16 protein-coding genes are annotated in these 11,109 nt (G+C 67.4%); 7 read left to right on the top strand and 9 right to left on the bottom strand.

What is annotated here, in order from left to right; translation table 11 throughout:
* Positions 1–150 precede the first annotated feature (150 nt).
* Positions 151–381: a ribbon-helix-helix domain-containing protein gene (locus tag DFR74_RS17295; protein ID WP_067513232.1), complete on the top strand. Its 231-nt coding sequence runs from the start codon at positions 151–153 to the stop codon at positions 379–381.
* Positions 378–821: a PIN domain-containing protein gene (locus DFR74_RS17290; protein WP_198161881.1), complete on the top strand. Its 444-nt coding sequence runs from the start codon at positions 378–380 to the stop codon at positions 819–821. Before DFR74_RS17295 ends, DFR74_RS17290 begins: the two co-directional genes overlap by 4 nt.
* A gap of 17 nt (positions 822–838) precedes the next feature.
* On the opposite strand, the gene DFR74_RS17285 is transcribed toward DFR74_RS17290, so the two are convergent.
* The 4 genes from DFR74_RS17285 to DFR74_RS17270 all read right to left on the bottom strand — a co-directional run bounded on the left by DFR74_RS17285 (position 839) and on the right by DFR74_RS17270 (position 2,719).
* Positions 839–1,213 (bottom strand): hypothetical protein, encoded by a 375-nt coding sequence (locus DFR74_RS17285; protein ID WP_067513236.1) that lies wholly within the window; start codon positions 1,211–1,213, stop codon positions 839–841.
* Between the two features lie 68 nt (positions 1,214–1,281).
* Positions 1,282–1,869: a DUF3558 domain-containing protein gene (locus DFR74_RS17280; protein ID WP_067513230.1), complete on the bottom strand. Its 588-nt coding sequence runs from the start codon at positions 1,867–1,869 to the stop codon at positions 1,282–1,284.
* 82 nt (positions 1,870–1,951) lie between these two features.
* Entirely contained in the window at positions 1,952–2,200 is a 249-nt protein-coding gene (locus DFR74_RS37190) for a type I restriction enzyme endonuclease domain-containing protein (protein ID WP_067513228.1), read from the bottom strand.
* A 189-nt stretch (positions 2,201–2,389) separates the two neighbouring features.
* On the bottom strand, positions 2,390–2,719 hold the full coding sequence (locus DFR74_RS17270) for a hypothetical protein (protein ID WP_067513226.1): 330 nt from the start codon (positions 2,717–2,719) through the stop codon (positions 2,390–2,392).
* Between the two features lie 132 nt (positions 2,720–2,851).
* Here DFR74_RS17270 and DFR74_RS17265 point away from each other — a divergent pair, with 132 nt between their 5' ends.
* A complete protein-coding gene (locus DFR74_RS17265) occupies positions 2,852–3,484 on the top strand; it encodes an SMI1/KNR4 family protein (RefSeq protein ID WP_067513224.1) in 633 nt (210 codons plus the stop codon).
* Between the two features lie 178 nt (positions 3,485–3,662).
* Positions 3,663–4,049, top strand: coding sequence for a hypothetical protein (locus DFR74_RS17260; protein WP_067513222.1), 387 nt, complete (start codon positions 3,663–3,665; stop codon positions 4,047–4,049).
* A gap of 11 nt (positions 4,050–4,060) precedes the next feature.
* Here DFR74_RS17260 and cobM read toward each other — a convergent pair whose 3' ends face one another.
* Positions 4,061–4,807 (bottom strand): precorrin-4 C(11)-methyltransferase, encoded by a 747-nt coding sequence (gene cobM / locus DFR74_RS17255; protein ID WP_067513220.1) that lies wholly within the window; start codon positions 4,805–4,807, stop codon positions 4,061–4,063.
* A 61-nt stretch (positions 4,808–4,868) separates the two neighbouring features.
* Complete coding sequence (locus DFR74_RS17250) at positions 4,869–5,294, bottom strand: PPOX class F420-dependent oxidoreductase (protein ID WP_067513218.1); 426 nt, start codon at positions 5,292–5,294, stop codon at positions 4,869–4,871.
* A 120-nt stretch (positions 5,295–5,414) separates the two neighbouring features.
* On the opposite strand from DFR74_RS17250, the gene DFR74_RS17245 reads away from it, so the two are divergent.
* Positions 5,415–6,275 carry a haloalkane dehalogenase gene (locus tag DFR74_RS17245; protein WP_067513216.1) on the top strand — a complete coding sequence of 287 codons (861 nt, stop codon included), beginning with the start codon at positions 5,415–5,417 and terminating at the stop codon, positions 6,273–6,275.
* 33 nt (positions 6,276–6,308) lie between these two features.
* Here the strand turns inward: DFR74_RS17245 and DFR74_RS17240 are convergent, their stop codons facing one another.
* Positions 6,309–7,541, bottom strand: coding sequence for a type II toxin-antitoxin system HipA family toxin (locus DFR74_RS17240; RefSeq protein ID WP_084538080.1), 1,233 nt, complete (start codon positions 7,539–7,541; stop codon positions 6,309–6,311).
* The gene (locus tag DFR74_RS17235) at positions 7,534–7,773 is read right to left on the bottom strand and encodes a helix-turn-helix domain-containing protein (RefSeq protein ID WP_067513212.1); all 240 of its coding nucleotides are present in this window, start codon (positions 7,771–7,773) and stop codon (positions 7,534–7,536) included. Before DFR74_RS17235 ends, DFR74_RS17240 begins: the two co-directional genes overlap by 8 nt.
* On the opposite strand from DFR74_RS17235, the gene DFR74_RS17230 reads away from it, so the two are divergent.
* Complete coding sequence (locus DFR74_RS17230) at positions 7,727–8,743, top strand: NAD-dependent epimerase/dehydratase family protein (RefSeq protein WP_267898907.1); 1,017 nt, start codon at positions 7,727–7,729, stop codon at positions 8,741–8,743. The genes DFR74_RS17235 and DFR74_RS17230 overlap by 47 nt on opposite strands.
* Positions 8,744–8,830: 87 nt before the next feature.
* Here the strand turns inward: DFR74_RS17230 and DFR74_RS17225 are convergent, their stop codons facing one another.
* Positions 8,831–9,424: an SACE_7040 family transcriptional regulator gene (locus DFR74_RS17225; RefSeq protein ID WP_067513208.1), complete on the bottom strand. Its 594-nt coding sequence runs from the start codon at positions 9,422–9,424 to the stop codon at positions 8,831–8,833.
* Between the two features lie 89 nt (positions 9,425–9,513).
* Between DFR74_RS17225 and DFR74_RS17220 the strand changes: the two genes are divergently transcribed.
* The gene (locus DFR74_RS17220) at positions 9,514–11,109 is read left to right on the top strand and encodes a carboxyl transferase domain-containing protein (RefSeq protein ID WP_067513206.1); all 1,596 of its coding nucleotides are present in this window, start codon (positions 9,514–9,516) and stop codon (positions 11,107–11,109) included.

Here is an 11,109-nt window from a genome sequence, read left to right as displayed (position 1 = left end):
GGTGCTTGCGCTATGACGCAGCCAGGGTCCACCACTCCCCGACCACCTCGAAGCATTCGGCCAGGTGCGCCCGAATGGCGACCGGCCGTCGACCGTTCGACTCCGCCAGGGGTCGATGCAGGGCACCACCCTACGTAGTACCCTACATTCATGAAGAGCAAGACGAGCGTGTACCTCGAAGCCGAACAGGCCGCGCGCCTCAAGGCCGCCGCCGAGGAATCCGGACGGTCGGAAGCCGAGTTGATCCGCGAGGGGATCGACCTCGTCCTGCTCCGGACCCACACCGTGCGCCGGACCAGGCCGTGGCCGAGCTTCGATTCCGGCGACCCGCGCTTCGCCGCCGACTCGGAAGAGCTGCTCGGCGAGGCCTACGAGCGGTGAGCTTCTTCATCGCCGACACGTCCGCGATCATCGCCGCCTACGACCGCGCCGCCGACCTGCACGACCGTGCGCGCGATCTGCTGGCCACCTCGGTCGCCGTGGTCTCGCCCATGGTGCTCGACGAAATCGATCACCTGCTGATCGCACGGTTCGGCAAGGACCGCCGGATCGCCGACCTGGTCCTCGATGACCTGCTGACCTCGGCGGAGGAGGGCGCTGTGCTGATCCCGGCCGTCGATCGAGACGACGTCCGCGTCGCACAGAAGGTCATCGGGCAGTACCGGGGCCTGCGGCTGGACCTGGCGGACGCGGTCAACGTCGTCCTCGCCGAGCGCTACCTCACCAACGACATCCTGACGCTCGATGAAAAGGACTTCCGCGCCCTTCGCCCACTCACCCCCGCCCACAACGCATTCCGGCTACTTCTCCAGGACGCGTAACGCCCTCGGAGCATCAGCTACACCTGAGTTTGGTTGAGGCCGTTCGCATTTGCCTGATCCTGATCGGTGAGCTTGCGGATCGCCAGCGCGTAGGTGTCGCGCATCAGGGAGACCAACTCGATGTGCTTCATCAACTGATTGACCGCCGAGTCGGCGTCGCTGACTGCCTTGTTCTGGAACTTCTGCCGTAGCGCCTCGGCGGAGGGAAGCGTTCCAAAACCACTCAGCTGGCCGAGGTCACCCGCCATGCGGAGCAGATCTTTCTCCAGGCCGCTCAAAAAAGGCGTATCGCACCGCTTTTTCAGGGCTCCACCCAATTGCTCATCCATCCGGAACTCACCGGATTCGGCGCTCTGCTTGTACTGCCGCCATTGCGACAGGCTGGCCTCCATCGAAGATTCTTGCGTCACGACATTCCAATCTTCAGGTCGAAACCGAGGGACAATACCCAGCCGTGATGTCAGTCCGGCAAGTTCTTCTCGAAATAGATCGCATGCTCGACCGCGATGCCACACGGGGGCGACTCCACCAGCATGTCGCGCTCGCTGTGCATCCAGCTCACCCCGATTTCGAACATCCCGTGAGCGGCGGGAAAGCTCACATAACAGGTGAGGTCATAGAGCGGATTGGACTCCCGTTTCGTTGTCACGATTCCCGCGCGGTCGCCGACCATCATGTCACGAACGAAAAGGCTCTCCGGATTGGCCCGCCGCTCCGGCACCGTCCGCCGAGTCGAGAAAACGCTCACACCGTACGGCCCCTCGGTGGAATCCCAATTGCATATCTTCCACCAGGCCTCCACCCCCTCATCACGGCTGTCCACCGATACCCGCTTCGTCGAAGGGTCCAGATTATCTCCGCTCAACACCTCATCCGACAGATCAGTACAGGGATTGAACAGCGGCAGACTCGTGTCCACACTCGTCGGCACACTCCCCTCTTCCGTCGCCCGCCCATCCACAGTGGACGAACACCCCGCGGCCACCGCGGCCACCGCAACCCCGGCGGCAATCACCCCCACCAAGCCCCGGCCTGCCCTGCCAGCCATCAACGCCTACACCCCTCCTGCTCTCGAGCCGACCATGCGCCCGGAGCTGGACATCCCACGCGCACCGGACCGCCCACCCAGGCTAGCCCACGACTCCCGACTCACCGATCGGACAACTCGGGCCGGACGAGCATTCGAGAGCATCCTCGTCACCCCCACTCGCAACAAAGTGTGGGGCGAGCGCGTCCATCTGTTCGATCACCAACCGGATCGCCTGTGGCTGATTGTCCGGTGGGTACTTGTGCTTGATCAGCAACCGATTCTCCGAAAAACGCAACTTGACACGGACGTCGTCACGAACGGTCCAGTCGGTCTTGACCTCACGGCGCATGATCGCTACAAGCGATATTACCGAGCACCTACTCGCTCATCTCCCGCACCGTGGATTCGTTCTCACCTACCGCGTCATAGAAAGCGGACTCGTCTTCAGAGAGGGCGGGCGCGAATTTTTTGCGACGATCGCGTTCGGCTGCCGGATTCGGAGTGTGATGCGGTCAGCTTCGGCTCGCGTGCGCATCCATCAGGCAGAAGCCCGCAATTGCGGGAACTGCCTCTCCCAGAGCGCCCGCACTTGTCGCGCCGGACGCATCTGCCCCCACACCGCGGCGAGCAGGCGCCCGCTGATCAGTTCACGCAAGTGGCGGCGAGTGCCCTCCTCGAGCACGATCTTGTACACCGCAGTTCGGTCATAGGCGTCATCGAGGTCGAATTCGGTACGCCCACCCCACGCCAGCTCGGTCGGCAGGTGCAGCACTCCGTGTTCGGGCCCGCGAAGTTCCCCCAAGGTCTCGACGACGTCGTATGGCTTGACCTCGGAAAAGCTGACGGGCGCACCGGACTGATCGGACATGACCCAAGTCTGCCCGATGCCGCCGGTCTCACGGCTCGGGCCGGCCTGCCCGGCGGGCGGTGTCGATGCCGGGCAGAAGGTTGCTCGCATGCGAGCTGTCGATGTTTCGGGGAGTACACCGAGTGATTGCGGGTGAATGTGCCTCTGGCGCATGAGAATTTGGCGCCCGGGGCGAGCGAGGCGGAGTTGCGGGAGTTGGAGGAGGGGGTGGGGTTCGCGTTGCCCGAGGAGGTGCGGGCGGTGCTGTCGGTGCACAACGGTCAGCGGGTGACGATGACGGCCTCGCGGACCGAACCCGCCGTACCGTGCGTGCCGACGCTGTCGTTTCTCTCCACCGCGCTGATCCGTGAGTGCTGGGAGGACGGAGCCGAGCTGCGGCGCGATCCGGACCTGGCGGGATTGCAGCAGGTGGGCGACGTATTCCCCGGCGCGAGAGGGAAAGTCAAGCCGCTCTACACCAGCGCGGGCTGGATCCCGCTGTGGTCGGATCCGGTCCGATCGGACTACACCGGGCTCGATCTGGATCCCGACACCGGCGGAACCCACGGCCAGATCATCAATTTCGGTCGCGACGAGGAGAAACACTTCGTGTGCGCCACGGATTTCACCGACCTCCTGACCATGCTGCTCGAGGAAGTCCGCACCGGCGCCTGGCGCGCCTCCCAGATCCCCCATGGCGCCCAACAGGTCCCGTGGTTCGGCGACCCGGAGGAGCACTTCTTCAACGCCCTGTACGACCGGTTCGAGAGGCGCACTGTGCAGTAGGTCGTCACGATCATCCCGCCACCCGGGAGGGGGCAGGATTCCCGGGGACAACGAGGCCTGGGGCGGGAGGCCGGGCCGATCTTCTGGATGTGCACGAGCCTTCGGCATTGTGAGTACCGAGCGGGTGGGTAGGCTCGGGGCCGGAAGTTTGCATGGTTCGACAGTTGAGGGGGGCCGTATGGCCGGGTTGGGCACCGTCGGGATCTACCGGGAGATGTACAGCGTGCCGAAGGAAGGGCTGCCGTCGTTGCGGGAGGCGAGCAACACGCAGCCGCTCACCGACCGGCAGGCGATTCTCGACTACATGCGCGCCGCACCACCGGTGTTCGACGTCCTGGAAGACGTGGTCGACCTGTTCGACAACACCACGGTCATCCCCAGCGGATCGTCGCTCCTCTCGGACGGCCAGTGGATCTGGCGCGTCGACTCCATCCACTACCTCGCCACCTACCGCCTCGCCTTCCCGGAGCCGTTCCTCTACCACGTGCGCGGAGCCAACTACCAGCCCCCGGCGGCGGCGCCGGACAACGACGAATTCGACGCGGCAGTCTTGACCTACTTCTGAGGACTTGCCCCTCACATGCGGGCGCGGGCGGGGTCGTAGAGGTGGGAGCCGGCGCAGTGGGGAGTGGGGGTGAGAGCGGGGCCGATGAGGATGACGGCGGCTCGGCGGAGGGCGGCGGATTCCACTTGGTCGGCGATGTCGGTGAGGGTGCCGCGCAGGACGAGTTGGTCGGGTTGGGAGGCGCGGTAGACCACGGCGACGGGGCAGTCGGCGCCGTACTCGGCGACCAGTTCCTCGGCGAGGGGGCGGATGCGGGTGATGGCCAGGTGCAGGACCAGGGTCGCGCGGGTGCGGGCGAATGAGCTCAGCGCTTCGGAGGCGGGCATGGCGGTGGAGCGGGCCTGGGTGCGGGTCAGCACCACCGACTGCACGAGTTCCGGCACGGTCAGTTCGGTGCCGAGCAGGGCGGCGGCGGCCGCGTAGGCGGGGACGCCGGGCGTGACGTCCCAGGGGATGCCGAGGGCGTCGAGGCGGCGGGTCTGCTCGGTGAGCGCCGAGTACAGCGACGGGTCGCCCGAACACAGCCGCGCCACGTCGTGCCCGGCCGCGTGGGCGCGGGACAGGTGGGCGGTGATCTGCTCGATGTCGAGGTGCTGGGTGTCGATCAGTTCGGCGCCCGGCGCGCAGTGCGCCAGCACGTCGGGGTCCAGGTAGGTGCCCGCGTACAGGCACACCGGCGACGAGCGCAGGAGCTCGACCGCGCGCACGGTCAGCAGGTCCGCGGCGCCGGGCCCGGCCCCGATGAAGTGCACGGTCATGGACGTGAGTCTAGGCCCGGCCTCGAAGGGTGTTCGTGGCCGGAGAGCGCGGTCCGATGAATCAGGCCGTCGCGTCGAAGTGCGCGAGCACCTTCGTCGGCCGCAACCGCACCACCAGCTCACCGGGCACGCCGTTGCGCTTGCCGAACTCCTCCGCGCGGTCGGCGCCCATGTACCGGGCGCCGAGCGCGGTCGCGGTGCGCAGCAGCTCCGCCGGGTCTTCCGACAGCCTGACCGTCCCCTGCACCTGAACCGACGGATACGGCGGCGCCTCCCCGTCCACGCACAGCGCGACCCGGGGATCCCGCGCGAACGCCTTCCCCTTCGCCGACGACTTGCCGGTGTTGAAGACGATCTCCTCGCCCTCCACCAGGAACCACACCGGCGTGACGACCGGCCGCCCATCGGGCGCCACGATCGCCACCTTCCCCGTCCGCGTGCCGTGCTCCAGGAACTCTCGAACCTTCGGATCCGTCAGCGATGTCATATCCCCACCCTAGGCCCGGACCCCGCCTGTTCCGCCCATGACAAACCAGTGTCTGCCCGATCACAGGGACTGTCGCGCCGGGGAACGGCGCGCGTACCGTGAGCGCCGGAGGGAGGGGCAATGCTGATCAATTTCGTTCCGGACCGGTCGCTGTACCCGTTCGAGTCACGATGGTTCGACTCGTCGTCCGGCCGGGTGCACTACATCGATGAGGGTTTCGGGCCCACGATCCTGTTCCTGCACGGCGCGCCGGCGTGGAGTTTCCTGTACCGCCGGATCGTCGCGGACCTGCGCGACCGGTACCGGTGCGTCGCCGTCGACTACTTGGGTTTCGGGCTGTCCGAGCGCCCAACGGATTTCGGCTACACCGTGGCCGAACACACCGAGGTCGCCGGCGAGTTGATCGACCACCTGCGGCTCGAGGACTTCGTGGTGATGGGACACGACTGGGGCGGCCCGATCGGCCTGGGCGCGGCCCTCACCCGCGCCGACCGCGTGCGGGGAATCGTGTTGGGCAACACCATGTTCTGGCCGATCGACGCGCTGGCCAACCGGGCGTTCAGCGCGGTCCTGAGCAGCGGGCCCGTGCAGCGGCGCATCCTCGAACACAACTTCCTCATCGAGCGCGTGCTGCTCGGCGAACTCGGGCGCACCCTCACCGCCGACGAGGCCGACCACTATCGCGCCGTGCAGCCCACCGCGGCGGCCCGGCGCGGACTCGCGGTGATGCCCAAGGAGATTCGCGCCGCCCGCCCTCTACTGGACCGGCTCGCCCGCGACGTGCCCACCCACCTCGGCGACAAACCGACCCTCGCGCTCTGGGGCATGCGCGACATGGCCTTCCGCCCTCGCGCCTGCCTCCCCCACCTGCGCACCGCCTTCACCGACCTGGAAATCGTCGAACTCCCCCACGCCCGCCACTACATCCAGGAACACGCCCCGACCGAAATAGCCGCCGCCATAGCCGAACGATTCCCCTAGCCCTGCCACGGTCCCTGACCGGCGACACGGCCGCTACTTATCACCCACTGCTCGCCCGGATATCAGGTTCGCGGTGAATCGCAAGATGTCCTCGTCGAGGCTCTTGTGAGCGCTGGGATGCGGTCGTTCGGAAGCCGCGGTCGCCCGGATGGTGTCGAGCGTCTCGTCAATGATCCGCTCGACATCGGGAAGGCCCCAGCTTCGTCCCTCGCTCACCAAGTGAGCGCGCGTGATCGCGGCATGGCGGTACACGCCGTCGACCGCCAGCGCCAGCTCACCGTCACTCGGTTGATGTGCCTGCGGGACCGTGTCGTAGGCCGGCGCCAGCGTCATCGAACCGTCAGGGCGGTGTAGAAGCGAGAGGTTCTTCGCGTGCATGTCCAGATTGCCGACAGCCACGGCCAGCACGGTCATTCGCAGTAGCCGTTGCCTCGACTCCAGGTCACCGATCGCCTCCAGTACGCCGGCGATGCGAGCAAGGGAGACCTTGCCGCCGAGCCTCTGATACTTCTGCGTCCCGACGGCACCGAGTGCTTGGTTGAAATCCTCCTGGTGAATGCGGCCAGCCGGCGCATCCGCCGACCGGTCGTACCGCTCTACTACCAGAGTCGGCACTCCATCGAAATCCTCTATCCACGTGTGGAATTCGGTAAGGCCGATCGCTCGGGCGAAGCGAGCGCCGTACTCTTCGTCATAGATGACCGTCGGAAAGTCCTGCAAGACCGGCTTGAGGATATGCGTGGACGGGTATCCGTCGATCACGCGATTCCATCCCTCCGCGGTACGTGCAAGCACGATCTTGTCCTGCACGCCCGCCAACGACGTCTTGCCGCCGATCGGCTTGTTGCCCAGCGGATTGTCGTGCACATTGGTCAGCATTCGCGCGACATCGGCCGCGGACAGCAACTCGATCTGGGGCTGTTTCGGCTCGCCCGGCACGTCAGGATCCCAGATCTGCAGCGCCCCTGCTGTGTCCCGGCCGAATCGGCGAAGCAACCCGATCGAATCCTGTTCGGCGACACCTGCTTCCGCAGCGAGACGAGTCAGCATTCGCCCCTCCGGTAGCAACTCACGAAAGAACGCCTGCCGCCGAGCTTTGCGCGCACGGGTGGTGACCGCCACCAAGGGAATGGCGACGGACAGGATCGGACTGTCGATCCCGAACTGCTCGACGGCTCCCGGATCGGAGACGAAGTCGAAGTTTCGCCAGGTGCCGGTGAGCACGCCGACACGGGTGCCGTACAGCTCTACGACCAGGTCAGCCACGGGCATCCTTAGGTTCGATGGTGGCGGTCAACTCCATTCCGGTTTCGCGCATCATGGCGAACAGGCGGTCGGTGTAGATCGACGGTTTCCCCGCTTCGATCTCCCAGATGTAGCGCTGGGTGGTGCCGAGGCGCTCGGCGAGTTCACGCTGACTCAACCCGCTCAGCAATCGCGCCTGCTGCAGGATGCGACCCAGCGACTCCGCGCTGGTGACCTTGCCCGTATACGCCACGGCACCTCCTGACTACTTTTTCGTAGTCAAGATACGTGACTACCTTTTCGTAGTCAACCGCCGTGACTACGAAAAGGTAGTCACGGGCGGGGTGGCTGGCAGGATTGGGTGGGTGCGGGTACTGGTCACCGGAGCGGGTGGATATCTCGGGCGCGTGGTGGTTCGGGCCATGCGGGGTCGAGGGTGTGAGGTGGTCGCGATGGGGCGGGGTGTGGATTTGTTCGATGCGGGTGGGGTGCGGCGAGTGATGGAGGGGGTGGATGCGGTGTGTCATCTCGCCGGGGTCGGGCGGGCGCGGGAGTCGGTCGCGGAGCCGCTGCGGTACTTCCGGGTGAATGCGGGTGGGACGGTCGCGCTGCTGGAGGCGATGAAGGACGTCGGGGTGGGGCGGTTGGTGTTCGCGTCCACCGGGGCGATCTACGGGAGTCCGGAGCGGCAGCCGATGAGTGAGGAGTTGCCGGACGCGCCGCCGCATCCGTATGCGGCGAGCAAGCTGGCGGCCGAGTGGGCGATCGAGGCGCAGGTGGCGGCGGGGAAGGTGTCGGCCCGCGTGCTGCGGCTGATGAATGTGGCGGGTGGGGAGGATCCCGATCCGACGCGGCTGATTCCGAGGACGCTGGCCGCCGCCGCGTCGGGGTCGGCGCTGGAGATCAACGGTGACGGCAGCGCGGTCCGCGACTACCTCCACGTCGAGGATGCCGCCGCCGCGTTCGTGGCCGGAGTCGAACCGCAGGCGGGCTTCGCGCGCTACGTCGTGGGCAGCGGGCGGGGCACCAGCGTGCTGGAGGTGGTCGCGGCGGTCGAGCGGATCACCGGGAGGCGGGTCGCCGGCGAGCATCGTCCCGCCGTTCAGGAGCCGAGCGCGCTGGTAGCCGACCCCTCCCGGGCCATCGCCGAATTAGGCTGGAAGCCAACGAAATCCGATATCGACACCATCATCCGCGACACTCACCCCCTCCCCCGCGCTTAGCGGCCGGACAACGCCGGCCCGACTCACACCTCACGCGCCGCACAGCAGCCGCCCGAGCGTGACGAACAGCCCGGTGCCACCGCACCCTCACCCCAACGCCGACAGCGCCATCTCCCGGAGAATCGGCCGCGCCCGATTAGCCGTCGCCGGCGTGGCGCTGTGCGGGGTGGAGTTCAGCAACCCGAACGCCGCGTGCGCCCGCACCCGCGCCGCGTCCTCGGGGAGGCCGGGATGCAGGCGGCGCAGCGTCTCGACCCAGATCTCCACGTACTGGCGCTGCAACCGGCGCAGTTCGCGGCGCGGCCCGGCGGGCACGCTGTCGAGGTCGCGGTCCTGGATGCGGATGAGTTCGGGCTCGCCGAGGGCGAAGTCGAGGTGGAACTCGATGAGCGCCGACAGCGCCTCGGCATCGGAGCCGGTTTCGGCGACCACCGCGTGCCCGCCCGCGAGCAGCCGCTGGCTGACGCCGACCAGCAGCTCCACCAGCAGCGCCTCCTTGTTCGGGAAGTGCCGGTAGACGGCGGGGCCACTGATGCCGACGGCCGCGCCGAGGTCGTCGAGGCGCACCCCGAGGAACCCGCGGTCGGCGATGAGCCGCGCGCCCGCCTCGAGCAACTGCTGCCTGCGCTGCGCCTTCAACTGCTCGCGACGGGTCGGCGCGACGGTCTCCGTGCCGGTCACACGCGCTCCTCCCACCCGGTCTGGACATCTCGGTTAATACAGATTAACCTAACTCTCAGTTATTGGTGACTAACTGAACGGCGGACGTGATGACGGTTACCCAGGAGGTCGGCAACCGCGCGGCGCACGAGGCACTGGTGGACGAGCTGCGCGAGAAGCTGGCCACCGCCGCGCTCGGCGGCCCGGCCAAGGCGCGCGAGCGCCATGTGGCGCGCGGCAAACTGCTGCCCCGCGAGCGCGTGGACCAGCTGCTCGATCCGGGCAGCCCCTTCCTCGAGCTCTCCCCCCTCGCCGCGAACGGCATGTACGGCGACGAATGCCCCGGCGCGGGCGTGATCGCCGGCATCGGGCGGGTGTCTGGGCGCGAATGCGTGATCGTGGCGAACGACGCCACCGTCAAGGGCGGCACCTACTACCCGCTCTCGGTCAAGAAGCATCTGCGCGCGCAGGAAGTGGCGCTCCAGAACCGACTCCCCTGCATCTATCTGGTGGACTCGGGCGGCGCGTTCCTGCCCCACCAGGACGAGGTCTTCCCCGATCGCGAACACTTCGGCCGCATCTTCTACAACCAGGCCACCATGAGCGCCAAGGGCATCGCGCAGATCGCGGCGGTGATGGGGTCGTGCACCGCGGGCGGCGCGTACGTGCCCGCGATGAGCGACGAGGCGGTGATCGTCCGCGATCAGGGCACCATCTTCCTGGGCGGCCCGCCGCTGGTGAAGGCCGCGACCGGCGAGGTGGTGACGGCGGAGGAACTCGGCGGCGGCGCACTGCATTCGCGCACCTCGGGCGTCACCGACCATCTCGCCGAGGACGATCGCGACGCGCTGCGCATCGTCCGCAAGATCGTCGCCACCCTCGGCCCGCGCCCCGAATCCCCTTGGCAGGCACTGCCTTCGGTGGCACCCGCCGCGCCGGAATCCGAACTCTACGACGTGGTCCCGGTCGATCTGCGCACCCCGTACGACGTGCGCGAGGTCATCCACCGCATCGTGGACGGTGATCCCCTCGGCGGCAACGGTTTCCACGAGTTCAAGGCGGAGTACGGCAAGACGCTGGTCACCGGCTTCGCCCGCATCCACGGCCACCCGGTCGGCATCGTCGCCAATAACGGCGTGCTGTTCAGCGAATCCGCCATGAAGGGCGCGCATTTCATCGAACTGTGCGACAAGCGCGAGATCCCACTGCTGTTCCTGCAGAACATCACCGGCTTCATGGTGGGCCGCGACTACGAGGCGGGCGGCATCGCCAAGCACGGCGCGAAGATGGTCACCGCGGTGGCGTGCGCGCGGGTGCCCAAGCTCACGGTGGTGATCGGCGGCTCCTACGGCGCGGGCAACTACTCCATGTGCGGGCGCGCGTATTCGCCGCGCTTCCTGTGGATGTGGCCGAACGCGCGGATCTCGGTGATGGGCGGCGAACAGGCCGCCTCGGTGCTGGCCACGGTGCGCGGCGACCAGCTCGACAGCGGCGGCCGCCCGTGGTCGGAGGCGGATCAGGAGACGTTCAAGGCCCCGATCCGCGACCAGTACGAGCGCCAGGGCAACCCGTACTACTCGACGGCGCGCCTGTGGGACGACGGGGTCATCGACCCCGCCGACACCAGAACCGTGCTCGGCCTTGCCCTTTCGGTGTGCGGGCAGGCGCCGCTCGAACCCGTCTCCTACGGCGTCTTCCGGATGTGA

Source organism: Nocardia puris, assembly GCF_003315035.1.
GTDB classification, from domain to species: Bacteria; Actinomycetota; Actinomycetes; order Mycobacteriales; family Mycobacteriaceae; genus Nocardia; species Nocardia puris.
This window is presented reverse-complemented; position numbering and strand designations above follow the sequence as displayed.

Coding starts and splice junctions, on each gene's coding strand:
- DFR74_RS17250 (WP_067513218.1), bottom strand. CDS start 5,294: ATGACATCGCTGACGGATCCGAAGGTTCGAGAGTTCCTGGAGCACGGC.
- DFR74_RS17280 (WP_067513230.1), bottom strand. CDS start 1,869: ATGGCTGGCAGGGCAGGCCGGGGCTTGGTGGGGGTGATTGCCGCCGGG.
- cobM (WP_067513220.1), bottom strand. CDS start 4,807: ATGACCGTGCACTTCATCGGGGCCGGGCCCGGCGCCGCGGACCTGCTG.
- DFR74_RS17270 (WP_067513226.1), bottom strand. CDS start 2,719: ATGTCCGATCAGTCCGGTGCGCCCGTCAGCTTTTCCGAGGTCAAGCCA.
- DFR74_RS37190 (WP_067513228.1), bottom strand. CDS start 2,200: ATGCGCCGTGAGGTCAAGACCGACTGGACCGTTCGTGACGACGTCCGT.
- DFR74_RS17245 (WP_067513216.1), top strand. CDS start 5,415: ATGCTGATCAATTTCGTTCCGGACCGGTCGCTGTACCCGTTCGAGTCA.
- DFR74_RS17295 (WP_067513232.1), top strand. CDS start 151: ATGAAGAGCAAGACGAGCGTGTACCTCGAAGCCGAACAGGCCGCGCGC.
- DFR74_RS17260 (WP_067513222.1), top strand. CDS start 3,663: ATGGCCGGGTTGGGCACCGTCGGGATCTACCGGGAGATGTACAGCGTG.
- DFR74_RS17285 (WP_067513236.1), bottom strand. CDS start 1,213: ATGGAGGCCAGCCTGTCGCAATGGCGGCAGTACAAGCAGAGCGCCGAA.
- DFR74_RS17230 (WP_267898907.1), top strand. CDS start 7,727: ATGCGACCCAGCGACTCCGCGCTGGTGACCTTGCCCGTATACGCCACG.
- DFR74_RS17220 (WP_067513206.1), top strand. CDS start 9,514: ATGACGGTTACCCAGGAGGTCGGCAACCGCGCGGCGCACGAGGCACTG.